Source organism: Pseudoalteromonas sp. Ps84H-4 (assembly GCF_024124645.1).
GTDB lineage: Bacteria > Pseudomonadota > Gammaproteobacteria > Enterobacterales > Alteromonadaceae > Pseudoalteromonas > Pseudoalteromonas lipolytica_C.
The window spans coordinates 1-25312 of record NZ_JAMXSK010000037.1 but is presented as its reverse complement, the minus strand read 5'-3'; the positions used below and the strand labels follow the sequence as shown (position 1 = coordinate 25312).

Genomic DNA, 25312 nt, shown 5'->3' with positions numbered 1-25312 from the left:
GCTAGGGATGCGTATAATACATCCTTAATTTTTCGAGTCAATACTTAATTTCAAACTTTCTTTCGATAATTTGAAACCGAAGTTTCACTTAACTCTCTGCTACGTTGTTCAGCGTCTTTCGTTGCTGTCCGCCGTGTCAGTGGGGTCGCATTATAGGGAGATCTAAAAACAGATCAACACTTTTTTTTGATCTTTTTTACTGTTCGCTCAAAAAGCGAACTAAATTTACCGAAAATAGCAAAACAGGTTGCGATTATGGCTGTTTTTTAAGCCAATATTCATAATTTAATGCAAATTTCATTGCTATGTTCATTTAACTCGTTAAGATAGCAAGTTCACAATGTTAAATTAATGTTTATTTCTTGTTTATTGGTAGATCAAAATGAAATTACCCGATCAAAAATCTTTTCTTTTCTCCGTTATTCTTGCTGTATTAGGGTTTGTTGTTGTTAAGTTTGTATTTGCGAGCTTAGCGTTAGACCCAGCATTGCTATTTGGTGCAGGCTTATTAATTGGTGCTTTAGTTATCGCAGCTCTTTCATCAACGTCAAGTGAGGAGGCCGAAGTAAAAACAAAAACACTTTATGTTGGCAACCTACCTTATCGTGCAAATGAAGGTGTTGTTCGTGCTTTATTTGAAGAACAAGGCAAAGTGTTCAACGTACGTTTATTAAAAGATAAAAATACAGGTAAACGCCGTGGCTTTGGTTTTGTTGAAATGGCTGAAGTGGATGCAGATAATGCAATTAATCAATTAAATGATAGTGAGTTCCAGCAACGTACTTTAAAAGTACGTGAAGCAAAACAAAAACAAGAGAACGAGGCTAATGGTTTCCGCGAGGGATCTGATCAGTCAGCGTAATGAGTTCTACACTTAATTGCGAATGACAAATAGGAGCCGTTGCATAATAGTGCAGCGGCTTTTTTTTACCTGTTGTAAAGGTAAAGCCACGTAAAGAGATTAAACTCTCAACCCGCTTAGCAATCGCTTTGCCTGAATCAATAAGTATAATCCGTTGTTTGTAGTAATCACTAATCGCTCTGGCAAGTAATGGAAAGTGCGTACAGCCAAGTACCAACACATCTATCTCTTCTGCTATCGCTAAATCACTCAATACTTTTGCAAGCTTTGCTTCATTAAGTATCTGCGTATGAAATAGTGCTTCTGCAATTTCCACAAGCGTCGTTGAACCATATAAGCTGACTCGAGTGCCTTGGCTATGAGTACTAATTAAGTTTGCAGTATAGCGACTCTTGGTTGTTGATGGGGTTGCCAATAACCCGATATGTTTACTTTTACTTATAGCGCACGCAGGCTTGATCGCTGGCACTACACCGACAACTTCTATATTAGTATAAGGTCGAATTGCCTCTAAGGCTGATGTTGAAGCGGTGTTACAGGCTATTACTAGTATATCTACCTGCAGCGCTCTACTTTCTATAAAGCAAAGTAAAGCAAGTAAGCGGTCAATAATGGTTTGTTGGCCTTGAGAACCATAAGGTAATAATGCATTATCCATGAAATAGCTATAATCAGCATTTGGGATCAATGCTTGGATCTGTTCAAGTACAGTGGTTCCACCTATACCTGAATCAAACACCATAATATGGACTGACAAACTGCTTACCTCGGATCATCAAAGGCCAGCAGTTTGCCATGCAGTTTTAGAAAAAGAAAGTTGCGGTTATGAGTCTTGCTCAGAAGCTGAACGCAACTTGTTCATTTGCTCGAACATTGCTTTGGTATAATCAACTAACTTACTGACTTCCTCTTTGTCTTGATTCAACCATTGTAAGATACCAGCTAGTTCATTTTGCAAACCTATGTCGCCGGCTTTATTAAATGCCTGTTTTAGGTCGTCATTAAACGGCGCTATTTTCTCGGCGACTTCTTTTTCAGGAGCTGGTTTATATTCTTCATAGCCTTTTATCGCAGCCACTGTTTTGGTTTGTTTCAGATCCATCGTAAAGCCAACGAGTTGTTCATTACCTAAGTTCAACTCTTTCGCTTGTTCAAAGGCTTCTTCTAATGAACCAGAGAAGAATGTCTCACTGACACTTTGCAAGTCTTCCATCAATTCATTGATAGCTTGCTGCTCTTGCTCATTTAAATCGCCATTGACTGTCATCGAAAATGACAAGTCGCGTGATTGCGAAGATTCACTAACAAACGCTTCGTTATCGCCATTTTTACTGTAGCTACTTGCCGATTTACTTTCATAGGCATCTGCAAAGCTAATACTTACTTCATCACCTTCAGCCGTTGTAAAAGTATATTCTGCGTTATTACTTAAACTAAGGTATTGAGCTTGGCTTACTGAAACTGCGTTCGGTTTAGGGTTGAATAAATCATCTTCTAGCTCATCTATACCTTTATAGATGCCTTCTTTAGATTTTTCGATGCCTTCTTTTATATCATCATTAAGAATGCCTGACTCTTTGAGCTCATCATACGCATCGTCGATACCCATTTGCACACCTTTGCGTGCATCACCTAGCATGCCTTTGAGTTTTTCATCATCAGCACCATCGGCTTTTGCTTTGCGAAGTGCGCCGCCAACAAAGTCGAGTACGTTTTTAACGATCTCTTCAAAATCAAATAGCGGTTTATCTTTTTTCTCTTCAGCTTTAGGTAAGCCAAGAGCTGCAGCTAGTTTATCATCAAGAACTTTTGCCGCCAGCTCTCGCCCGCGTTGCTGATAACTGTCTTGACGATTTTGAATGGCAGGCTGCTGCAGTGCCTGTTTGCCATTGTATTTATTCACATTTGTATTAGGTATATAGCCTAGATTGCCAATTTTCATGATCCGACTCCATGTTATGGTTATCTCATTATCGGCCAAAAACCACATAACTTAAGTTTTTTGTATAAAAAAACGACACTAAAATAAATAACAAAACTAGACAAATCCTCAGCGCTCCCTACAATAGCGCCGTTATAAAGCTAAGAGATAAAAGGTAATCAGCCATGGCGGTTATAAAAATTGATACAACTCAATACGATGCACAATTGAGTGAGAAAGAGCAGCGCATCACTAACCAGTTTCGACGTTTTGGAGTCGAAAAATTAGAGGTGTTTGGCTCTGATCCTATTCATTACCGCCAACGTGCAGAGTTTCGTGTATGGCATGAGGGTGAAGACTTATTTCACATCATGTTTGATCAGCAAACCAAAGAGAAAATTCGTGTTGATGAGTTTGACCCTGCAGCACCTTTAGTCGGTGAAGTGATGCAAGCCATGATCGAAAACTTAAAGGGCAGCGAAATTCTGCGCCGTAAGTTATTTCAAATTGATTACCTTTCTAGCCTAAGTGGTGAAATCCTTGTTAGCTTGTTATATCACAAACAATTAGATGAGCAGTGGTTACAAGCAATTAAAGAACTGAAAACAAAATTAAGCGCACAGTTTAAAATTGATTTTATTGGCCGTGCGCGTAAGCAAAAAGAAGTGATTGGTAACGATTACGTCATTGAGCGTCTTAATGTAAACGGTAAAGAATTAATTTATCAACAAGTCGAAAATAGCTTTACGCAACCGAATGCGAAAGTGAATATCAAGATGCTAGAGTGGGCACAAGCACTATGCCAGCCACTTAGCAATGACTTACTGGAGCTATACTGCGGGAATGGTAATTTCTCAATTGCTCTTGCGGGTTCATTCGACCGGGTATTAGCCACAGAGATTTCAAAATCATCGGTTTACTCAGCGCAATACAATATCGCGCAGAATAAAGTTGAGAACTTAGATATCATTCGTATGTCGAGTGAAGAGTTTACTCAAGCGATGAAAGGCGAGCGTACTTTCTCTCGTTTAGATGGCATTGACCTGACAAGCTATAACTGCCAAACAATCTTAGTAGATCCACCACGCGCAGGCATGGACACGCTAACGTGTGACTTAGTTGCTAACTACGACAATATTATTTATATCTCGTGTAATCCGGATACCCTTGAGCGTGACCTTGATCACCTATGTAAAACCCATGAAGTAAAACGTTTTGCGATCTTCGATCAATTCCCTTATACCCACCACATCGAATCAGGTGTGTTTTTGCAACGCAAATAAAATCATTTCTCTGCCAGCGCAGCAAATAGCGCTGGCAACTGCTGCTCGCTGTATACTGCTATATTATTCTCGGTTAACAGCTTTGCAGTTAATCCCATGCCTGAAATTTTCTTTCCAGAATGACTACCATCGTAAATAGTATTGCGACCGCATGAAGGACTTGATTCTTTTAATAATGCATAACGAATGCCCTGCTTTTGACAAAGCTTAAGTGCTTGTTCTGCGCCGTAAGCAAATTGTACAGTTACATCCTGCGAATCTTTGGTAAGTACTCTTCCTGCTTTTATTTCTGCAGGCGGTCTTGGCGTGGGCAGCCCACCAGCTACTTCAGGACAGAATGCGATGAGCCTTCCCTGCTGTTTGAGTGTTTCTAAGCCTGGATGAAGTAAATTTTGCGATTGCCCATCATAACGAACAGGGTTTCCTAATAAACAACTTGAAACTAATAATTTTTGCATGTGCTGTACCAACAAAAAAGCTCCGCGAACGGAGCTTTTATTTTAATTAAGCTAAGCTTACTTATCTGCTAGGTAATTAATTAAACCAGCCATGCTTTTAGCATCGCTAATACCTGAGTCTGCACCTAAGATTAAACGGTATTTACCGTTAACAATAAAGGTTGGAACGCCTTTTAAAGCACCTTTTTGTTGATAGTACTCTTGATCACGTGCCATTTTAGACGCCATCGTGCGTACAGAAAAACTGTTGTAGTACTTATCAAAGTCTTCTGCTGTTACACCTTGTGAAACGAAGATGTCTTTCATATCAGCTAATTCATTAATGCGTGCACGCTTACCATGAATATGATTAAACACAGCCGCGACTAATGCATCTTTCTGTGGTAATACATTCGCTGTTGCATAAGCCTGCGCTAAGATAGTTTGAATTTCTGGATCACGAGGGCCGGAAAAGTTCACATGACTCTTTTTGAACTTAACACCTTCTTTCAGAAGCGTTTTAAGCTCTTTTACTACTGGCTCGAAGTTATTACAATGCGGGCAATAAAATGAAAAGAACTCTTTTACTTCTGGCTTTTTAGAAGCGCGTGCATCAATTGTTTCATAATGCTTCCCTTCTTCGTATTGCGCTGCCGTTGCATTAGCCGCTAAACCTAGCGTCATAGCCATTAATGCAGCCTTTACTAACTTGATCATTACTTCATCACTCCAACATTATTGTTTTAATAAAAATGCGACTAACTCATCAAGCATCTGTTGGCTCTTGATGGTATTTAAATTAATTTTATATTTATCATTAACGATAAAAGTAGGTACGCCTGTTAATGCGCCCATCTCTGAGTACTGCTGTTGCTTGTCACGCATTGCCTTCTCTGCGCTGATCACTGGCATACTCGCAATATCAGCATCAAACACGTCACTTGTAATACCGTTAGTGGCCAGTAATGCTTTAACATCTTTTAGGTCTTGAAGCAGTACACGTTGCTTGTGGATGCTATTAAAAATTTGGTCAGCAACTTGTTCGCCTTTACCATGCTGTTTAGCAATTAGATAAGCATAACTTAGGTTACTTTGTGTTTGCTTTGAAACACCACCTAAAAAGTTAACATGGCTTTTTACAAACTCTGTGCCTTCTGGCAATTTAGACGCAAGCGCTTTTGCAACTGGCTCAAATTGAAAACAATGTGGACAATAGAATGAGAAAAACTCTGTAACTTGCGGCGCTTTACTTTTTTCAACGTTTAATACTTCGTATTGATTTCCCGCTTCAAAATTCGCTGCTAATGCTGCGAATGGTAAACATAAAATAAGTAGACTTAACTTTAATTTTTTGAACATTGTTTTCTCGTCTCTAATTAAATTTAAAATTTATGGTAATAATTTTAACGGCGCTTCTTGTAACGCTGCAAGTTGTTCTTTTAGGGCTAATATTTGCTGTTCCCAGTATTTGTCTTCAGCAAACCAAGAAAAGTTCCGAGGAAATGCCGGATCATCCCACCTTTTTGCAAGCCAGCCCATATAATGAACCATGCGCATCGCTCTAAGTGGCTCAATTAACTTTAATTGGCTGTGATCAAAGTCACAAAATTCTTCATAAGCAGCCACTAAGGTGTCTAACTGTAACAGTTGATTGTTACGATCGCCACTGAGCATCATCCATAAGTCTTGAATTGCAGGACCTTGACGACTGTCATCTAAATCAACAAACATCAATGCATCACCTGACCACAATATATTTCCAGCATGACAGTCGCCGTGCAGGCGGATAGTTTCAACATTTTTATACTGCTCGGTGGTTTCTTTGATAACTAAATCTAAAATAGTATAAAAAGGGTTTTCAAGTGACATGGGCACCAAGTTACTTGCTTGTAACTGAACTTTAGCTGTCTGTAGGTATTCTTCGCAACTGATCACCGGACGATGTTTAAAAGGAGCGGCTTTTGCTACTTGGTGCATTCGTCCGATTAAACGGCCAAGCACATCGAGTTGATCTAAATTATCAACTTCAAAAATTCGACCACCAACACTTGGAAACAAAGCAAATAAATAACCATTATGTTCAAATAAGCTTTGCCCATCTTTTAGCACAGGTGCAACAACAGGCACCTCTGCATCGGCCAACTCAAAGGCAAATGCATGCTCTTCTAAAATTTGCTCTTTACTCCAACGCTCAGGTCGGTAGAACTTAACGACATAACGATGACCATCTTCTGCTTTAAATTGATAAACACGATTTTCGTAGCTATTTAAAGCCAATAAACCTGATTCAGCATAAATACCTATACTCTCGACTGCATCTAAAATTGAATCAGGCGTCAGGTCAACAAAACTAAATTTACTCATAATGTCTCATCATATAAAAAAAGCGGGAAAACCCCGCTTTTTATTCATCTGCTCAGTGTACTGAATTATTGTCCTTTAAAGAAGTTACTCGACTGCGAAATCTGCACATCTGGCTGACCATCAACAGAAAGTATAAATTCGAACTTAGTCATCGGTTTCTTCAAATCATAGGGATCAACAACCAGTGACAAAGGTACGTTATACGATTCGCCAGATGAAACGGTAAAACTTTGCTTACCTATGTATTCAAAGTTATCTAACCCTTCAACACTAATATTAAACGTCTGGTCGTACTGAGCTTTATTGATCACTTTTAGTGTGTAGGTGTTTTCGACCAAGCCGTTAAAGTCAACTCGGTATAACTGATTACGGTCGCGAATAATGTCAAAATCCATTGGTTTTCGCATCGCAATATTAGTGATCAAAGCACCTGTTAAGATTACTAAAATAACGAGATAACCAATTAATTTAGGACGCAACGCATGAGTTTTATTATCAGGCGTTTCTAAATTGCGCTCTGTGGTGTACGAAATAAGTCCGCGTGGATAATTCATTTTATCCATTACTCCATCACATGCATCTATACACGCACCACAGTTAATGCACTCATATTGTAAACCATTACGAATGTCGATACCGGTTGGGCACACCTGCACACACAAGTTACAGTCAATACAATCACCTAAGCCAAGCTCTTTTGGATCTTGTTTACGTGAACGTGGGCCACGGCTTTCACCGCGCGCTTCATCATAACTTACCGTGAAGGTATCTTTATCGAACATCGCTGATTGAAAGCGTGAATAAGGACAAATATGTAAACACATAATTTCACGCATCCAACCCGCGTTACCATAAGTACATACCGCAAATACCGCTAAACAAATATACGAATACGCTGTTGCATCAAGCGTAAACAGATCTGGTAGTAGCTGGCGAATAGGTGTGAAGTAACCGACAAAGGTAAAGGCGGTATAAAGTGAAAATAACCACCAGCTGGTGTGCTTCGCAGTTTTACGCCAAAATTTATCAAAGTCCATAGGACGCTGATCAAGCTTTTTACGTTGGTTGGCACTACCTTCAAACTTTTCTTCAAACCAAATAAAAATAAAAGTCCAAACAGTTTGTGGACAGGTATAACCACACCAGACACGTCCATAAAAAGTAGTCACTAAGAATAATGCAAACGCTGCCAGCATTAAAATGAAAGCAAGGATAGTCAAATCTTGCGGCCAAAGCGTCAACCCAAAAATATTAAATTTCTGACCTACTAAATCAAACAATACAGCTTGTTGGCCATGAAAATTAATCCAAGGAAGAAGCATAAACGCAAGCATGCCTACAAAGCCAATTCGCTGCCTAAGTAATTGATGTAAACCTGTTACAGCTCTTACATAAATTCGGTTACGTGGATTAAACCTATCATCAAGGGAAGCATTTTCCGGTTTTTGGATTTTTACTTCCGTTGGGATATTTTTAACTTTAATTTGTTTATCCATCAAAATTCCTCAACGCCACTAGGAAATATGTTTTTCATTTATAGGCTTGCAAAATCAACTAAGCAAATCAGAATACATCTCATTACATTCAAAGATTTCTGAAACTTCTAACCTATCGTTGCTATTATACTCAATCTATAAAAAATTTCAGGTTTTGATCTCACCTATTATTTTTAACTATTTAATCTTATCTGCTTGCTTTTAAAACAACCATTTTATTAAACTTGTCACTAAACCTCCTTTACTTAGATCAAAGATGATTGTGTTATGAAAAAATTTCTTATTTTAGTGCTTATTGTTTTAGCATTGTTCACGATTGACCACCCTTTGATCAAAGAGCCTAGAGAGCGCTTATTAGGCGATGGCATAAGCTTGCTTTCTGATGCTAGTAAAGTAAATCGAAGCCCAGCGGCTAATCTAGCTAAAAGTAATATTAAGACCCAACTTAATTTATCAAACTCTGAGCTAGAGTATGTTGAAGACACATTTACAACCGATGAAAAGCTGCAAGTATTCCATTTGCATTACTGCCGAGAAAAAGATATTAATTTATACTTTTACGGCGAGCGCCTAAACCGCGTATGTAGTATTGTCGCAAATGCATTGGAAGAAAGGTTAAACAAGTAGTGGATTTTTCAGCGCTTAATAAAAGAACGAGTGACTCATTTGCAAAGCAACGCAATATGCTAAAAAAGCTGAGCAAAGGACAAACCTTGTACTGTGAAACATGTAAAGGTGCCCTCACCTTAGATTTAAAAACAGATCAACCAGGTAAAGGCGTTGTGCGCTGTGCAAAAGGTTGCACAGATATTCTATTAGAGCTGGGTTAATTCCAGCCCTCATCATTATAAAGCTGGCTATTTACCGCAGCCACCTCTATTAGTTCAGCAAAACCAGTGGCAAACTCATTCATTACTTCATATTGCTGCTGGCAAAGCTGTCCTTCAGATAAACCATTTTCGGTTGCAATAGCGGCGATTTCAGTACTTTCAATGGTAAAAAAACCTAAGCTCTGTAAGGCTGTTGTTAATGCTTCTTTGAGCTCATCGGCTAAGTGCGGCGCTCCCAATAGCTTATTCAGGTAGCCTTGTGCTCCGTGTATGAAGCCTTGGCTCCAATGCTGGCATTCTTGAATATCTAAATAGTCCTGTCCTTGTGAGCTAAATTGCAAGCTCACAGGTAATGAAAAGCCGGTTTCAAATACTTGTTCACTAATTTTTTGATACAAGGCCATAAAAGCAAACAATACTTGCTCATCCATTTGCCCATCACAGCCTGGCGCAATTTCTTCTAACCACTGATGAACATCAAGCGGCTCTGGTGCGCAAATTACTGCAAACAAATAGCCTTGGGTTTGTGCTAATGAAAGAGCATTTTGTTGCTGTGCCAAAAATTGGCTCAGTAAATCACTTTGCTGCTTTGAAAACTCAGGTAATTGCATATTGTTCTATTAGTCCAGTTTAAAAGTTAAGCGGATATCGACCTTCATTATCTGCACGACCAAGAAACTTTGCAGCATCATGCACTTCTTTTGGTAAGCTTGCCTCTGGTTTAATATAACCTGCAACTTTAAAATCTAAATTCGCTTTTAATGTTGCATCAGCTTCAAGCCCTAAACGATTATCAGGATCAACCAGTACTGCAATATCACCTGATTTACAACTTAAGCGACCACTTAACGGGCCAATACTGAACCAGCCATTCATCCCTTGCACATCAATATTAGGACTGGCAATTTCACCTGCTAAGCTGTCACAGTAAGGCTGACCAGAACTGTATTCATCTAGGTCAACAATCACACGTCCTTGAGCATTAATAGGTAATGGCAGCTTTAGGCGCTCCATTGCACGCTCAACAGTTAAACGTAAGGTGGTATTTTTAACGGTGACTGACTGATTAAATAGCCCATATGAAAAGTCTGCGCGACCAGAAATATCAGCCTTATCACGTGGGTCTCCAAAGCGAACAGTACCTACTAACTTACCTGTAAATAGTGACCAGCCCGATAATTGCCAACGAACATTATTTAATTGTTCACCATCAAAACGCACTTGCATTACACGGCCGTCCCACAGTGAGCCACTGGCTTTACCCAACTGCAATTGTTTTGGTAAATGAGGTGCCGCTAAATCGAGTACAACACTGGCGGGTGTTTTAATAAGCGTAAACACCAAAAAACACATCACAAACACAGTGATTAATAAAATAATTTTTTTCATCGCTTACTTCTCTAGTACCAAACGACTTACACGCACAAAGCCCGGCTTGTCATCTTTACTTAAATCTAAATTTTCGATGAGAACCCCTTGCGAATTGACCAGCTCATCAAGCCACTCAACAAGTTTATTAAATTCAACAGAATCAATTGTTAAGCGTAATGAATTATCATTTGGTTGCATTTTGCTAATCGTGATCTGATAACGGTTACGAGTACTGTTGACAATTTGACTTAAATTACGGTTATTGGTGACTCGCGCGCTACCACTGGCTTTAAGCTTGACGATACTGTCATCTACCCAAGCAAGTAGTTCTTGCTGCTTAATATTGTCTTGTTCAGCTTTTTCTATTGCTGTATTGAGAGGCCTGAACACACCCATTACCAGCACAAAAATCACAAACACAACGCCAGCAACCATGACAAGTTGCTGCTCTTGTTCTTTTAATGAACGCCAATAATTAATTAATTGGTCTTTCATGCAGCACCTCGCAACTTAATTTCACCAACGACATAATCGCCATCATTATTCAAGGAACCTTGATCAACCGTTAAACCACGTTGTTCTAAGATAGCTTTCACCTTGCCAAATGATTGGAAATCTTTGCCTCGCGCACGAATACGTAATTCATTGCGGCCATGATCATAGCGGAGTGTCTCTGGGGTAAAATCTTTCACTTCTGCAAAGATTGCAACCAGATCATTAGTTAAGTCTAAGAAACCTGCACTGTTTCCGCCCTCAATAAGTGCCAGCTCGTTACGAATTTGGCTTCGAATTAATTGCGGACGTACCTTTTTATTGGGAAAAGCACGTTGATAATTTGAGACGACTTCTGCTTTGGTTGCTTCTAGTTGGCTGTTAAGTTTATAAAGTTCGAGAGACTTAACACCTACACTACACACTAAAGCGATGCCAGCAGCAATCGCCGCTTTTTTCCAATAGCCCCACCAAATAGCAGATTTTTTCTTTAGCTGGTAAATACCTTGACGTAAGTTAAAACTTACTTCAGGTAATTGCTTTGCAAACAAGGCTAAAGGCAAATCATACTGCTCTGTTTTGGCTGTCAGTGTGACCGTGTCTGGAAAGTCAGTTGCCGGGCTAAAATGAGCAACACTAGGATTACCTATAGCGGTTAAATAACCGTGCAACCAACTCTTTTCTACAGCTGCTATATGCCAATCACCAAGCTTACATAACCACTGACCATTTAACTCTACAGCGCGAAGCTGAGTATGATCCTCAACGCGTGGCAACAATAATGCGTCAGGAAGTACTTTAAATACTTCAATAGCGTGCTCACTAAATTGAGCTAACCATTGCTCAAACCACTCTCGGTCAGTCATCGCAATATTAATTGCATGCTTTTCTTCGATAGTTGTTGGCTCAGCGATTGCGATAAATAAATCGTCGACATCGCAAGCTATTTCTTCTTCTAGCATGTAAGGAAGTGCTTGCTCTAGCTTACGACTCCACTTAGTTGGCAGTGCTACTGTTTTTAATTGCACTTGGTCGCTTGGCAATAGAACAACGACCTCACGTGATTGTGCTTTTTCTGTTAGTTCACCAAGATGTGCCGCGTTAGCAATATCGCCACTAGCAATTATTTCTTCTTCTGTTGGTGAGTAAATAAGCCAGTTAAGGCTGTCTGTTAATGTATGACCCGTACGGATCAACAATATTTCTGTCACTGTACGCCTCCAAATTTTCGCGCCAGTATCGTTACTTTACCATTATTGGCATGGAGTAAGGTGGTCATCGAAAAACGCAGCTCTGCAAATTCAGCCTGCGTTTGTAGTTTAAAGTATTCACTGTTGATGGTGAACAGGCCTTCAACTGCTTTCACATTCTGTGCGCCCTGTTGATTTACCTCTTCAAAAAATGCTTCTAAATCATCAAAGCCTTTTTCAGGGCGTGATGATAAAACGGTTTCTGCGCCAGAAAGACTAAGCCCCTCAATGAGTGAGCTTAAAATAATCGCACTTTCTGTCGGTAGCGTATTTACATTAATAGCCATGAGTTCACTATCTGGGATCACACACACGAATGGTAGTATTTTTTCCATCACTAGTGGGTTAAAACCTTTTATTAAACGCAGTTCAGATGGAGAAGCGAAATAACTGTTAGCTGTCATATAAGGATAATCTCGCGATAAGTATTCGTCTTCTTCGGCACCTGAGCGATAGGTAATGCTATCAGCATCTAGCCAATCATAAACGCTATCAGCCATGGCTTCTTCTGACTCATCAGAGGGTAAATCCTCTATATTCTCTAATAGTGCTAAAAGCGCTTTATGTGCTGGATTTGTTTTGTTATTAGGATCTTTTTCTAGGTCAGGTTCAGCATGCAATGCATTCAAATTTAGGCACGCCTGTAAATCTGTGATTGTCCCAGTTAACATGCCATGATCAACTGGATAAGGAACCCCTCCTAGTTGTGCCCACACTTGCCCTAAATGTGTTTTATCTGGATCATCTTCTTTAGCTTGTTTTAGCGCTTTAATTGCTAATTCTTCAGCGGCAAACGCATACCACTTTGCTTGCTGATGATTTTGAATATTGCTGCTGCGCTGTACCTGCACCATTAAATTAGCACTCATTTCGACAGCTAACATAGCAGCAAGCGCTACAATAAATAACACAATCACGAGTGCAGCACCTTGAGAGCGTTTAAAACTAATCATGGCTGACTATTCGCTCCTTGTGTTGAAGTCGTAACTTTACCTTCACCTGGCACTAAAAATACGCGACGAATTGGCTCTTGCTCAATTTTTTTGATGGTGACGGCAACCGCTTTAGGAAGTGCTTTTATTTGCCATTGCTCTTGCCACTCATCTTTATCATCTAAAAACTCAAACTTAAGTTCTTCAATATCTTCTAGAATCACTTGAGAGCGTGGTTCAATATTATCTAATTGATCAACATAAACGCGGTAAACACGTTCTAAGTTATCATCAATAACGCGATAACCAACAGCTTGTAATTCAGAGCGTGGCAGTAAGTTTATTGGGTTAACCCAGCCATCTCGTACAAAGCCAATGCCATCGTATTGGCTGTCCAATACGTAGCGCCCTGCTAAAATGTACGTATCTTGAAAATCACCGGCTTCATTGCGCACTTGGCGCTTAGTCATCTGACTAAAATCTTGGTCCATCAGCCGAAACAATGTTTGTAAACCGTTAAGTTCAGCAATGGTTTCATCTGAGGCATCTTTGGCTTTGGTCGTCGAGTCTAAAATTTGGTGTGTTGAGAGCACCACGAAAGCTAAAATGCCCATGGCAATAATCACTTCAAGCAAAGTAAAACCGCGTTGCTTCACTACTTATCACCTTTATTTAAATAAGTAGAAAGCTCATAAACTGGGTATTCTAACTTTTCATCTGCAAATACATTAATAGTCACTTTAACAAAGCTTTTGTCAGCAGTTGGCACGACATCTTGTCGCCAATACCAGTCAAAACCTGCGAGTGTCTGCGTCCCTTTTGTGCCGTTCTTCCCTGCCCACTTTTCACCTTTGGCTCGTTGCTCAACCATGACATTTTCAGCAACCCATGATGCATATGTTTGCTCTTCTATCGACGAAAGATGATTAATGTGCTCACCAGTCGCCTGCATAGCGGCAATGCCCGCCATTGCGCAAATAGCGAGTGCAACCATTACTTCTAATAACGTGAAACCTGTTGATTTAATCATTATTCTGGTTCCCTACGAAGCTTAACAGGGGCCATGAATTCGCCTTCAATAAAGTATTGCGGCTCACGCTCATCTTTAAGCTCATAAACCAATTGAAACGCACTCACCTCGCCAGAAGAGAGTATAAGCACTTGCGGTATTTTCAGCTTTTGTAACTCAAGTAAACTATCTTCATCACCGCCACTCATTAACTCGCGCCAGTTAGACTGCTCAAGTAAGTTTTGTTCAGCCCATGCTAAATCATCAAGATTTAGTGTTAGCTTAAACCGTTCATCGACTTTAATTGGTGCAAATAATTTTTCACGGTCAAAAGTTATCCATTTTTCACCATCAAAAACCAAAAATTCAAGTGTTTCTTTATCTATATGAAAACCGAGCTCAACTTGATTCAAGATGGCGAACTCAGATGCCATATTAATCGCGGTATGTATTTTGAGCGCTTGTTTTTCGAGTTCTTCCTCTGCCCCCCCATCGAAACTATAAGCGACCATTTTGGTAACAAAGCCAATTACCACAAGCACCATTAAAATTTCGATGAGGCTAAACCCTTTGGCACTGCCTGCCCGAGAAGCCAAATGCAAACGACCAAGGCTTACCATAACAGTAAGCCTTGTTCAGTAATAACATTGAGCAAATGGCTAAGCATATACATTATTGCTTTTCTTCATCCCAGTTACCGATATCATCATCAGTGCCGGCTTCACCATCCGGACCCATCGAGAAAATATCAACTTTACCGATTTCTCCTGGGCTGATTAGCTGGTATGGATTACCCCATGGATCCTCTGGTAGCTTTTCAAGAAACCCACCATCAGGAAAACGCTTAGGAATAGGCTCAATACTCGTTTTAGTAACAAGTGCTTCAAGCCCCTGCTCTGTCGTAGGATACGTTTTGTTCTTAAGCTTATAGAGACTTAACGCATCTTCGATTTGTTGAATATCTAGATGTGCTTTGTCGATTGCTGCTTCTTCTTGCTGCCCCATAATATTTGGCGCCACAATTGACATAATCATACCGATGATAACCAGTACCACCATGACTTCTAATAATGAGAAACCTGACTGTTTGTTCACAAAAAATACCTCTAACTTACTTCAATAAATTATTATAGAGCGACAGTAATAACTGCTACTCTACCGTTCCCTGATTTAAAGACCTACAGCTTTATTCATTGCCATAATTGGTTGCAGTATCGCCATTACAATAAACAAAACAATAACAGCCATTGAAGCTATCATCGCTGGCTCTAAGAGCTTTAACGATACATTAACCATGCTTTCAAACTCGCGATCTTGGTTGTTTGCCGCGCGTTCTAGCATTTGTTCCAATTCACCTGATTTTTCACCACTGGCAATCATATGTAGCATCATCGGTGGAAACAGCTTCGTTTGCTGAAGTGCAGCACGAAGGCTGGCACCCTCACTGACACGCGTTGCTGCATCTTGCACCGATTTTTTCATTTTTTCGTTCACTAATACCCCACCTGAAATACGCATTCCTTCAAGTAAGGGCACCGAACTAGATGATAAAATACTTAATGTTCGTGCAAAGCGGGCAGTATTAACACCTCTGGCTACTTTACCAATACCTGGTAAATACAACACTTTTTCATCAAACCAATAGCGAATATGCGGTCGTTTCAGCGCCTGTTTTATGCCTACCGCTAGGGCAGTTATGACCACCAAGCTAATAAACCAGTAATTTTGTACAAAGTTACTGGCCGCCATAACCCATTCTGTAGTCCAAGGTAAAACTTGCTTAGACTTTTCAAATGTCTTTAAAATCTTAGGCACTACAGTACCGAGCAACACAGATACGATAGCAATTGCAAATACAACAAGGATAGTCGGATACACCATCGCTTGTGTTATTTGACTACGCATATGCTGTCGTTGTTCCGTGTAATCAGCTAAACGATTAAGAACTTGATCTAAGTGACCTGACTTTTCACCCGCTGCCACCATTGCGCGATATAAATCATCAAACACATGCGGAAACTCACTCATGCCATCGGCAAGCGTATAGCCTTCAACTACTTTTGAGCGTACGGCCATCAACATGCGCTTTAAGCGTGGCTTCTCACATTGCTCTGCGACCGCCATTACAGCCCCTTCCACAGGTAAAGCCGATTGAATCAAGGTGGCAAGCTGACGGGTAATTAAAGCTAAATCTGAGGTGGAGATCTTTGGCTTAAAAAAACCACTAAAGAGAGACTTTTTAGCCCCTTTCACTTGTTTTTCGCCTTCTGCCGCAGCAACAACCTCTAAAGGCATTAGGCCTTGATCACGCAAAGTTTGGCGAATTTGTTTTACCGTATCGGCCTCAAGAATGCCTTTTTTCTCTTTACCTTTACCATCTAAGGCTCGGTACTCAAACGCTGCCATAGTTAACCTTCCTCACGAGTTACACGTAAGACTTCTTCTAAGGTTGTACGGCCAGCTAATACACGGCTACAGCCATCCTGACGAATACTTGGGCTATGCTTGCGGATGTATTTCTCAACGCTTTGCTCACCTTTACCACTGTGGATCATTTCACGAATTGTTTCATCAACAACTAATAATTCATGAATACCTGTACGACCGCGATAACCGTTAAAGTTACACTCTTCACACCCTACAGCTCGGTAAATTGTTGGTGGCTCAGCAGGGTTTACACCCAGTAGCTGGCACTCACGTTCATCGGCAATGTGACCTTCTTTACAAGTATTACATAAAGTACGCACTAGGCGTTGCGACAATACACCAAGCAGGGACGAAGAAAGTAAGAAAGGCTCAACACCCATGTCTTCCATACGTGTGATTGCACCGGCTGCCGTATTAGTGTGCAGAGTCGACATTACTAAGTGACCAGTTAATGACGCTTGAACACCTATTTGTGCTGTTTCAAGGTCACGGATCTCACCAACCATTACGACGTCAGGGTCTTGACGAAGGATGGCACGCAGACCGCGTGCAAAAGTCATATCTACTTTAGTATTTACCTGAGTTTGCCCAATACCTGGGATCTCGTACTCGATTGGATCTTCAACCGTAAGAATGTTGCGATCGCGTGAGTTGATTTGGCTCATACCCGCATACAAGGTGGTACTTTTACCAGAACCCGTTGGACCGGTTACTAAGATAATACCGTGCGGCTTACTGATTAAATCAGCAAATAGCTCTCGATTACGCTCAGTCATCCCTAAATCTTCAAGATTCAAGCGCGCATTATTTTTATCAAGTAGACGCAGCACGACACGCTCACCAAAGCTTGATGGCATCGTTGATACACGCACATCAACAGCACGACCAGCAATACGTAAACTAATTCGACCATCCTGCGGGATACGTTTTTCTGCGATATCGAGTTTTGCCATAACCTTAATTCGCGACACTAACAATGAAGCGAGTTTACGATTAGGTTTTAATACTTCTTTTAAAACGCCATCAACCCTAAAGCGAATAACAAGTTCTTGCTCGAATGTTTCGATATGAATATCCGAGGCACCTTCTTTAATTGCTTCGCTCAGCATCGCGTTGATTAGCTTGATGATTGGTGCATCGTCATCACCAGCCAAAAGATCTTCAGTTTGCGGTAATTCATCGGCCAACGAGAATAAATCAACCTCGTTACCAATATCTTCCATCATCTGTTGCGTTTCAGAACTATCACGCTGGTACGAAGCCTCTAGCAATAGCTCAAATTTATCATCTGGTAATTGCTCTAACGAAAAACCATGACCGGCAATACGACGTACTTCAAGCAGGGCATCTAGGTTTAACTCACCGCGATAAAACACAGTCCAGTTATCTTGATTTTTGCTTAGCAATACGCCTGTGCGACGTGCATACGAGAACGGCAACCGCTTCGTTGGCAAGCTAACAAGATCATCACTTGTTAAAAGCTCATCATGAGTAGTTGTCGTGTCATGGACTAACTCGTCATTAATCTCGGTAATTGCATTAGTCATCGTTGCGCTCATTCGCGTTTTGTTGTTTTAGGTACTCTTCGTAAGTTGGCGGTAATACCAAAGCGTCATTCCATTCAGGAAGGATTGGTGCATCCGTCAACGGCATTAAATCAATACCATCTTCTTTTTGTTTATGTTGTTCGCCACGGATAAAGTTATATTTCGAGTGACTCAGTTTATTCATGCTAATGCCATCGCGCACAATGGTAGGACGAATAAATACAATCAAGTTACGCTTGCGTTTATTTGTACTTGTTGAACGGAATAAATGACCAAGTACAGGGATATCACCTAACAATGGCACTTTAGATACACTTTCCTGCACATCTTCATCAATCAAGCCACCTAGCACAACCATGCCACCATCGTCAGCCATAACGGTAGTTTTAATAGCACGCTTATTAACTGAAATATCAACTGCTGTAGCGCCACTAACACTTGATACTTCTTGTTCAATTGTTAGCTGTACTGCAGAGCCGTCATTAATTTGCGGTGTTACTTTAAGTTTTACACCCACTTCTTGACGTTCAACTGTTTGGAATGGATTTGCGTTATTTGAGCCTGTTTGTGAACCTGTGATAATAGGTACTTCTTGACCAACAATCATCGACGCTTCTTCGTTATCCATGGTCGTAACAGACGGTGTGGCAAGAATGTTTGAGTTAGTATCTGTAGATACTGCTTGAATAATTGCACCCCAGTCATTTTTCACGATACCCATTGCGAGTCCGTTAATACCACCAAGCAATTGCCCTAAAGGACCTAAATCACCTTCTACAGTTTCTTCATATGGCGTTGTATTACCAGTCTCACTGCCTGTAATCGTTTTTTGTACCGTTTTATCACGTGCTTGCTCAGCTGCAACAGCTAACGAACCAACAGGCACTGTTGTGCCATTGTTGAACTGCATCATCCCGCCTTGCTCTGAAATCCACTGCAAGCCTAAATTGATTCCATCAGCTTCTAACACTTCAACGATAATAGCCTCGACAAGTACCTGCGCTCGGCGTACATCAAGACGGTCTATTACTTGTTCAAGTGAGCGCATGGTATCTGGCTGGGCAGTAATAACCAGCGAGTTAGAATCTGGGTGCGCTTCAATACTTGTTTCGTTTTGGTTGCGCGTACGAGTCTTAGTTGCACCACCTTGCGCATCTTCTGCTAGCGTTTTACTCACACCCTGTAGTACTTTTACAAGATCTTCAGCTTTTGCGTAGTTTAAATAGATAACCTTGGTATTACCTTGGTTTTCAAGCTCTCCATCTAAGCGACTGATAAGATCAACAGCACGAGTTCGTGCTTGTGCTTCACCGCTGACAATCACACTGTTAGTACGTCCATCAGCAACAACTTTAGGGATCAAAAACTCTGGAATGCTGCCTTTGCCACCATCTTTGTAAATATTATCAACAACAGACACTACATCGTCTGCGGTAGCAAATTTAAGTTTTACGATATCAACGCGTTTATCACCCGCTTGGTCAACTGAGCGTATAATTTCCACTAAGCGGTTCACCGATGCAGCATGGCCTGTCAACATCATCACGTTTGCAGCATTAAAGTTAGCAACATGGCCACCATCTTTTTGGTCATTAAACTGACGAATGAGTGGGCCTAATTCTTGTACACTAACATTCTTCACTCTAACGACACGCGTCACCATCATATCGCCACTGGCTTGATTATCTTCAGTGATTAAAGGGACGTTTGATTTTTTTGCGTCTGAGCTTTTCTCAATCTTGATAATACCGTTATCCATTTCTACCACTGAATAACCGTATACTTCGAGTACATTTAAGAAGAACTGATAATAGAGTTTTTCATCCATTAATTCGTAGCTGCGCACATTCACTTTACCGCGCACACTAGGGTCAATAATCACCGTTTTATTTAGGTTTTTACCCACGATATTAATGAATTCATTAATATCTGTTCCCTTAAAGTTTGCTGCATATTCAACAGCAGAAACTGAAAGCGATAATCCTGTTAATAAAAAAAGCGCTGCATATTTTGCTAACCCTTTCTTAATTTTTCTGAGGTGTAGCGCGTGAACCATTCTATAAAAACTCCAAAGCTAGTTATTGCAGGCTAAATTGCACATCAATTTGCTCACCATCGCGTTCGATAGTGATGCTGGCGTCAGTACTATTTCGTAATTCGTTAATTGCTGACATTGCCTGTTTTAAATCGTTTAATTGATAGCCATTTATTGCAATAGCTAAATCATTATTCATTAATCCCATTTGCTTAAATAGCGCAGGGTCTTTTCCTGGGCTTAAGCGGTAGCCCACCAATTCACCGTCTACCATCGCTTGAGAAACACGAATGTAGTCAAATAATTTCCCTGGATCGTCTAATACTTCTTCGCGGGTCTCGATAAGAGCGTCTTTTACCTCTTCATCTTCTGTCGCGTTAATTTGTTCAATTTCATCAAGCTGAGGACCATCCATTAAAGCTGGCTCTTCACGCTCTGCCAATACTGGCATAGACACTGTTTTAGTGAAGTCGAGTCCATCTAGCATTAGAGTCTCGAAACGGCCATTAACATCTAAAATGACACGGTCAGGTAATACCTGAGCTAGCTTTGCGCGTGTGCCTTGAACAGCATCATCAACCACATAAGTTTCTTGTTTACCCTGTGATTCAATTATTGCAAGACCAGCTTGATCATTTTGACTTACCGCAACAATGCCAGTCAGATTTATACTGAGGCGAGTTTCAGGGGCATTGTTAATAACTTTATTCTGTTTTTTTGTATCATTTTTACTTTCGGCTACTGCTTTACCGAATAAATTTTGCTCAATGATTTGTCTCGAGTTTACGGTTTCAACTCGTTTTGAAGTGGTATAACCGCTATTGATTGGCAATGCTTTGGTATCAGGCTCTGGCCAAACTAGCCAAAACAACTTTGAAGATAAAAATGCAATATAAACAACAACTAACAGCACTACAAGTGCACTTAGCTTGGCGTGTGGTAAGCCGTTTAAAAACTGTCTAACTTGTTGTAAGTGTTGTTCCATATACTCTATTTCTTTTTTTAATTTACAGCTTGATAGCTGGCCTATAGTACCTTTTCATTTTTCATTCAACAAGCACACCTATATTAAACTTTGTAAACGAGGTTATTTTGCAGAACAAAGCAGGTAAGGAATAGCTATGACTATTTCTTTGTTATTAAGTTTCATGGTAGATTTTGTCTATATATTAGCAGCTTTAAAAGAGCACAATTGTGTCAAAAGGTAACACTCAGCAGTCGAAAGATACTAAAGATGAGTTAAGCGTGCGCCTTGATAAGTGGTTATGGGCTGCCCGCTTTTACAAAACTCGTTCAGTCGCACGAGACATGGTGCAAGGTGGCAAAGTACATTATAATGGACAACGAACAAAACCCAGCAAGATCGTCGAGGTGGGTGCAGTCGTAAAACTGCTGCAAGGAGTCGACGAAAAGGTTGTGATAATAGAAAAGATCCTTGAAAAACGTCAAGGCGCCCCCATTGCACAAACCTTATACCAAGAAACTCAAGCAAGTATTGAGAAACGCGAAGCAAATGCTATCGCCCGTAAGAACAACAGCTTCTTTGCTCCACATCCTGAGCGTAAACCAGATAAAAAGCAAAGACGTGAACTGTTAAAACTGAAATCAAGTTAGGTAATGCAACTCATGCAACAAGATTTACTTCATCGTTATATATTTGATCAGCTTGATGTACGTGGTGAACTCGTACAAATTGACAAAACTTATCAAGAAATGATCGCGAACCATAATTACCCTGTTGCAGTGCAAACACTGTTAGGTGAATTGCTCGTTGCGACATGCTTATTAACTGCCACATTAAAGTTTGAAGGTGAAATCGCCGTACAACTACAAGGTGATGGCCCTGTAAAATACGCTGTAATTAATGGTGACGATAAACAAAATATGCGTGGTGTCGCTCGCCTGCAGGGTGAAGTAACAGGCAGCACTATTAAAGAACTAATTGGTAATGGCTACATGGTTATTACTATTACACCTACAAAAGGCGAACGTTACCAAGGTATTGTGCCACTAGAGCACGATAGCTTAGATAAATGTCTTGAAAACTACTTTGAACAATCAGAGCAGTTAAAAACACGCCTTTGGTTTGCAACTGAGGTTACAGCAGAATCAGCAAAAGCTGCTGGCTTATTTTTACAAGTATTGCCTGTAAACAAAGAAAAGTCAGTTGAAGACTTTACGCATCTTGAAGCTATCAGTAATACCATCAAAGATGATGAATTATTACACTTAGATGCAAACACAGTACTAACTCGTCTATATCATGAAGACAACCCGCAGTTATTCGAGCCACAAGCAATCAATTTCCGTTGTGGTTGCAGCAGAGACAAAACTATTGCTGCACTCGTTAATGTAGGCCAAGACGAATTACTTGCAGATGTAAAAGCAAATGGTGAAGTGAAAATTAGCTGCCACTATTGCTTAAAAGACTACATTTTCGATGAACAAGAAATAAAGTCTATTTTCAATTAAAACTGCAACTATAATATTATTATATTAAAAGCCGCACTGAGTGCGGCTTTTTTATTAAAAAAAGTTTAAAAACTAATGATACCGGTGTCATGAAAAAGTGACATTTTATGACACCGGTATCATTGAAATTATTCATGTTTTTTGCCAAATATATGCCTTTTTAAGCCCTTCAGACACTCGAATATCCCTAATCCTTCTGTTACTATTCTTTTAGCAAAAGGGAAAACTAAGAACCCCAGAGCTATCCCGTTCAATCTCTCACAATTTAGGTATAAACATGACTGCAAACGCTACTAGTTTTGTTGATCTTACTGCAGCTGAACTTGTCGAACACGCTATTCGTCGTGGCGAAGGGACTCTAGCCGCTAATGGTGCTTTTGTTGCAAAAACCGGTGAACGCACTGGCCGCTCTCCAAAAGATCGTTTTATTGTTCAAGAGCCAAGCACTGAAAACGAAATCCAATGGGGCAACGTAAACCGCCCATTCGATGCAGACAAGTTTGACGCGTTATGGGCACGTGTAGAAGAACACGTGAAAAGCAACGACCACTTCATCTCTCACCTAGAAGTTGGCGCTGATCCTGAGCATTATTTACCAGTTGTAGTAACAACAGAAACTGCATGGCATCACATTTTTGCCAAAAACATGTTTATCGAACCACAAACATACAATACTGCTGACTTCCCAGAGTGGCAGGTCATGAACGTACCTTCATTTGTATGTGACCCAGAGCGCGATGGCACTAACAGTGATGGCACTGTAATCATCAACTTCGCACAACGTAAAGTGTTACTGGCTGGTATGCGCTACGCAGGCGAAATGAAGAAATCAATGTTCTCTGTTCAAAACTTCCTACTTCCTGCAAAAGGTGTATTACCAATGCACTGTTCTGCAAACGTAGGTGAAGCAGGCGACACAGCCTTATTCTTCGGTTTATCTGGTACAGGTAAAACAACATTATCAGCGGATCCTACTCGTTTCCTTATTGGTGATGACGAGCACGGTTGGGCACCTGGTAGCGTATTTAATATCGAAGGTGGTTGTTACGCGAAATGTATCGACCTATCACAAAAGAACGAACCAGTTATTTGGAATGCAATTCGCTTCGGTACAATCTTAGAAAACGTGGTACTTGACGAAAACCGTGTACCAGATTTCCATGATACTAGCCTTACACAGAACAGCCGTGCAGCTTACCCTCTAGAGCACGTTGAAAAACGTAAAGTAGAAAACCGAGCTGGCGAGCCAAAAGCCGTTGTATTCTTAACATGTGACGTGAGCGGTGTGTTACCTCCAGTTTCAGTACTAACTGAAGAAGCTGCAGCGTACCACTTCCTTAGCGGTTACACTGCGAAAGTTGGTTCAACTGAAATCGGTTCAACTAGCGACATCGAGTCTACATTCTCAACATGTTTCGGTGCTCCGTTCTTCCCACGCCCTGCAGGCGTTTACGCAGAACTTCTAATGAAGCGTGTACGTGAATTCGGCGCTAAAGTATACCTAGTTAACACAGGCTGGACAGGCGGCCCTTATGGTACTGGTCAACGTTTCGATATCCCAACGACACGTGCTGTAGTTGATGCAATTGTATCTGGTAAACTAGCTGACGTAGAAACTCAACACATCGACGTACTTAACCTAGATGTACCAGTGGCAGTACCTGGTGTAGACAGCCAACTTCTTAACCCAATCAACACATGGGAAGATAAAGAGAAGTACGCAGAATACGCAAACAAACTAGCTTCAGACTTCACTGAAAACTTCGCCAAATACGATGTTTCAGAAGCAATCAAATCAGCAGGTCCAAAAGCTTAATATCAAGCTTACCTTCAGATTTAAAAACGCCAGCTATATGCTGGCCTTTTTGTTTTTGGATCATGAGTTAGCGAGAGTAGCGTTTGAAGTCTGCCGTAGGTTGGGTAGAGCGTAGCGAAACCCAACATCAATAGAGCTTTCAGCCGCCAGCTGTCAGCCGCGCGGTGGAGGTGTTTTGTAATGCGTCTCCATCTGCCGGGGGCTGTAGCTTCTAGGCTCTAGGCAAAGTGTACTTGTAGGAATGGCTTTAGCCATGAATGTGTTTGTTCTGGTCTAGATTCGGCACTGAAGTGCCTACTACGACGTTTTGTTGCTGAGGGTGACTCAGTTACTTAACAACCCGGTAGATCAACTAACATCTATTTTCTGACACCTGACATTCTCATCACGTAGGAATGGTTTCTGCCATGAATATGCTTGTTATGGTCTGAATTCGGCACTGAAGTGCCTCCTACGAGGCTTTGTTACTGAGGGAGACTCTCTACTAAACAACCCAACAATTCAACTTTACCCTTGCTAACTAGAAACTCGCTAACTCGTTGGGTTTCGCTCCGCTCTACCCAACCTACCTGGAGAATGAATAGGGAGTGCTGAGGGAGTCTCTGTACTAAACAACCCCACAGTTCAACTGACGTCTGACAGCTGAAAGCTGACAGCTAAAACGCAAAAAAGCCCGACTCTTTCGAATCGGGCTTTCTCTAATTTGGAGCCTGGCGATGTCCTACTTTCACATGGCAAATGCCACACTATCATCGGCGCTGTTTCGTT

The 25312-nt window shown here is 40.8% G+C and carries 27 protein-coding genes; 7 read left to right on the top strand and 20 right to left on the bottom strand.

Annotation, left to right across the window (positions count from 1 at the left end):
* Positions 1 to 382 precede the first annotated feature (382 nt).
* Positions 383 to 862 carry an RNA-binding protein gene (locus NH454_RS20780; protein WP_253040154.1) on the top strand — a complete coding sequence of 160 codons (480 nt, stop codon included), beginning with the start codon at positions 383 to 385 and terminating at the stop codon, positions 860 to 862.
* Here the strand turns inward: NH454_RS20780 and murI are convergent.
* Positions 825 to 1619 carry a glutamate racemase gene (gene murI / locus NH454_RS20775; protein WP_253040152.1) on the bottom strand — a complete coding sequence of 265 codons (795 nt, stop codon included), beginning with the start codon at positions 1617 to 1619 and terminating at the stop codon, positions 825 to 827. The genes NH454_RS20780 and murI overlap by 38 nt on opposite strands.
* A 66-nt stretch (positions 1620 to 1685) precedes the next feature.
* Positions 1686 to 2804 (bottom strand): DUF5610 domain-containing protein, encoded by a 1119-nt coding sequence (locus tag NH454_RS20770; RefSeq protein ID WP_135922824.1) that lies wholly within the window; start codon positions 2802 to 2804, stop codon positions 1686 to 1688.
* A gap of 164 nt (positions 2805 to 2968) precedes the next feature.
* Here NH454_RS20770 and trmA point away from each other — a divergent pair, with 164 nt between their 5' ends.
* A complete protein-coding gene (gene trmA / locus NH454_RS20765) occupies positions 2969 to 4066 on the top strand; it encodes a tRNA (uridine(54)-C5)-methyltransferase TrmA (RefSeq protein WP_135922825.1) in 1098 nt (365 codons plus the stop codon).
* 2 nt (positions 4067 to 4068) lie between these two features.
* On the opposite strand, the gene NH454_RS20760 is transcribed toward trmA, so the two are convergent.
* The 5 genes from NH454_RS20760 to ccoG form a co-directional block, all read right to left on the bottom strand.
* The gene (locus tag NH454_RS20760) at positions 4069 to 4524 is read right to left on the bottom strand and encodes a DUF523 domain-containing protein (RefSeq protein WP_253040150.1); all 456 of its coding nucleotides are present in this window, start codon (positions 4522 to 4524) and stop codon (positions 4069 to 4071) included.
* A gap of 57 nt (positions 4525 to 4581) precedes the next feature.
* Positions 4582 to 5220, bottom strand: a complete 639-nt coding sequence (locus NH454_RS20755; RefSeq protein WP_253040149.1) for a thiol:disulfide interchange protein DsbA/DsbL — start codon at positions 5218 to 5220, stop codon at positions 4582 to 4584.
* An 18-nt stretch (positions 5221 to 5238) separates the two neighbouring features.
* Positions 5239 to 5862 carry a thiol:disulfide interchange protein DsbA/DsbL gene (locus tag NH454_RS20750; protein WP_253040148.1) on the bottom strand — a complete coding sequence of 208 codons (624 nt, stop codon included), beginning with the start codon at positions 5860 to 5862 and terminating at the stop codon, positions 5239 to 5241.
* A gap of 30 nt (positions 5863 to 5892) precedes the next feature.
* Complete coding sequence (locus NH454_RS20745; RefSeq protein WP_135922829.1) at positions 5893 to 6867, bottom strand: serine/threonine protein kinase; 975 nt, start codon at positions 6865 to 6867, stop codon at positions 5893 to 5895.
* Between the two features lie 65 nt (positions 6868 to 6932).
* Positions 6933 to 8363 (bottom strand): cytochrome c oxidase accessory protein CcoG, encoded by a 1431-nt coding sequence (ccoG, locus tag NH454_RS20740; RefSeq protein ID WP_138558765.1) that lies wholly within the window; start codon positions 8361 to 8363, stop codon positions 6933 to 6935.
* A gap of 267 nt (positions 8364 to 8630) precedes the next feature.
* On the opposite strand from ccoG, the gene NH454_RS20735 reads away from it, so the two are divergent.
* On the top strand, positions 8631 to 8990 hold the full coding sequence (locus NH454_RS20735; protein WP_135922831.1) for a hypothetical protein: 360 nt from the start codon (positions 8631 to 8633) through the stop codon (positions 8988 to 8990).
* Positions 8990 to 9193: a hypothetical protein gene (locus NH454_RS20730; protein WP_135922832.1), complete on the top strand. Its 204-nt coding sequence runs from the start codon at positions 8990 to 8992 to the stop codon at positions 9191 to 9193. The genes NH454_RS20735 and NH454_RS20730 overlap by 1 nt, the downstream gene beginning before the upstream one ends.
* Here the strand turns inward: NH454_RS20730 and NH454_RS20725 are convergent.
* The 13 genes from NH454_RS20725 to gspC all read right to left on the bottom strand — a co-directional run bounded on the left by NH454_RS20725 (position 9190) and on the right by gspC (position 21241).
* Positions 9190 to 9804: a UPF0149 family protein gene (locus NH454_RS20725; RefSeq protein ID WP_138558767.1), complete on the bottom strand. Its 615-nt coding sequence runs from the start codon at positions 9802 to 9804 to the stop codon at positions 9190 to 9192. The two genes, NH454_RS20730 and NH454_RS20725, sit on opposite strands and share 4 nt — an antisense overlap.
* 19 nt (positions 9805 to 9823) lie before the next feature.
* Entirely contained in the window at positions 9824 to 10582 is a 759-nt protein-coding gene (locus NH454_RS20720; RefSeq protein WP_253040147.1) for a type II secretion system protein N, read from the bottom strand.
* Between the two features lie 3 nt (positions 10583 to 10585).
* Positions 10586 to 11059 (bottom strand): type II secretion system protein M, encoded by a 474-nt coding sequence (locus tag NH454_RS20715; protein WP_135922835.1) that lies wholly within the window; start codon positions 11057 to 11059, stop codon positions 10586 to 10588.
* Positions 11056 to 12267 carry a type II secretion system protein GspL gene (gene gspL / locus NH454_RS20710; protein ID WP_138558769.1) on the bottom strand — a complete coding sequence of 404 codons (1212 nt, stop codon included), beginning with the start codon at positions 12265 to 12267 and terminating at the stop codon, positions 11056 to 11058. The genes NH454_RS20715 and gspL overlap by 4 nt, the downstream gene beginning before the upstream one ends.
* Entirely contained in the window at positions 12264 to 13259 is a 996-nt protein-coding gene (gene gspK / locus NH454_RS20705) for a type II secretion system minor pseudopilin GspK (RefSeq protein WP_253040146.1), read from the bottom strand. The genes gspL and gspK overlap by 4 nt, the downstream gene beginning before the upstream one ends.
* Complete coding sequence (gene gspJ, locus NH454_RS20700; protein WP_135922837.1) at positions 13256 to 13894, bottom strand: type II secretion system minor pseudopilin GspJ; 639 nt, start codon at positions 13892 to 13894, stop codon at positions 13256 to 13258. Before gspJ ends, gspK begins: the two co-directional genes overlap by 4 nt.
* Positions 13894 to 14268, bottom strand: a complete 375-nt coding sequence (gene gspI / locus NH454_RS20695; RefSeq protein WP_135922838.1) for a type II secretion system minor pseudopilin GspI — start codon at positions 14266 to 14268, stop codon at positions 13894 to 13896. The genes gspJ and gspI overlap by 1 nt, the downstream gene beginning before the upstream one ends.
* Positions 14268 to 14867, bottom strand: a complete 600-nt coding sequence (locus NH454_RS20690; protein ID WP_135922839.1) for a prepilin-type N-terminal cleavage/methylation domain-containing protein — start codon at positions 14865 to 14867, stop codon at positions 14268 to 14270. The genes gspI and NH454_RS20690 overlap by 1 nt, the downstream gene beginning before the upstream one ends.
* A gap of 52 nt (positions 14868 to 14919) precedes the next feature.
* The gene (gspG, locus tag NH454_RS20685) at positions 14920 to 15342 is read right to left on the bottom strand and encodes a type II secretion system major pseudopilin GspG (protein WP_135922840.1); all 423 of its coding nucleotides are present in this window, start codon (positions 15340 to 15342) and stop codon (positions 14920 to 14922) included.
* Positions 15343 to 15417: 75 nt separating this feature from the next.
* Complete coding sequence (gene gspF, locus NH454_RS20680) at positions 15418 to 16653, bottom strand: type II secretion system inner membrane protein GspF (protein WP_253040145.1); 1236 nt, start codon at positions 16651 to 16653, stop codon at positions 15418 to 15420.
* Between the two features lie 2 nt (positions 16654 to 16655).
* On the bottom strand, positions 16656 to 18221 hold the full coding sequence (gene gspE / locus NH454_RS20675) for a type II secretion system ATPase GspE (RefSeq protein ID WP_135922842.1): 1566 nt from the start codon (positions 18219 to 18221) through the stop codon (positions 16656 to 16658).
* A complete protein-coding gene (gene gspD / locus NH454_RS20670) occupies positions 18214 to 20277 on the bottom strand; it encodes a type II secretion system secretin GspD (RefSeq protein WP_135922843.1) in 2064 nt (687 codons plus the stop codon). The genes gspE and gspD overlap by 8 nt, the downstream gene beginning before the upstream one ends.
* Before the next feature lie 22 nt (positions 20278 to 20299).
* Positions 20300 to 21241: a type II secretion system protein GspC gene (gspC, locus tag NH454_RS20665; RefSeq protein WP_138558771.1), complete on the bottom strand. Its 942-nt coding sequence runs from the start codon at positions 21239 to 21241 to the stop codon at positions 20300 to 20302.
* A gap of 209 nt (positions 21242 to 21450) precedes the next feature.
* On the opposite strand from gspC, the gene hslR reads away from it, so the two are divergent.
* From hslR to NH454_RS20650, 3 genes are all read left to right on the top strand, one after another.
* Positions 21451 to 21870, top strand: a complete 420-nt coding sequence (hslR, locus tag NH454_RS20660) for a ribosome-associated heat shock protein Hsp15 (RefSeq protein ID WP_135922845.1) — start codon at positions 21451 to 21453, stop codon at positions 21868 to 21870.
* A gap of 12 nt (positions 21871 to 21882) precedes the next feature.
* A complete protein-coding gene (gene hslO / locus NH454_RS20655; RefSeq protein ID WP_138558772.1) occupies positions 21883 to 22728 on the top strand; it encodes an Hsp33 family molecular chaperone HslO in 846 nt (281 codons plus the stop codon).
* A 277-nt stretch (positions 22729 to 23005) separates the two neighbouring features.
* Positions 23006 to 24544 (top strand): phosphoenolpyruvate carboxykinase, encoded by a 1539-nt coding sequence (locus NH454_RS20650; protein WP_199526733.1) that lies wholly within the window; start codon positions 23006 to 23008, stop codon positions 24542 to 24544.
* Positions 24545 to 25312: the final 768 nt, after the last annotated feature.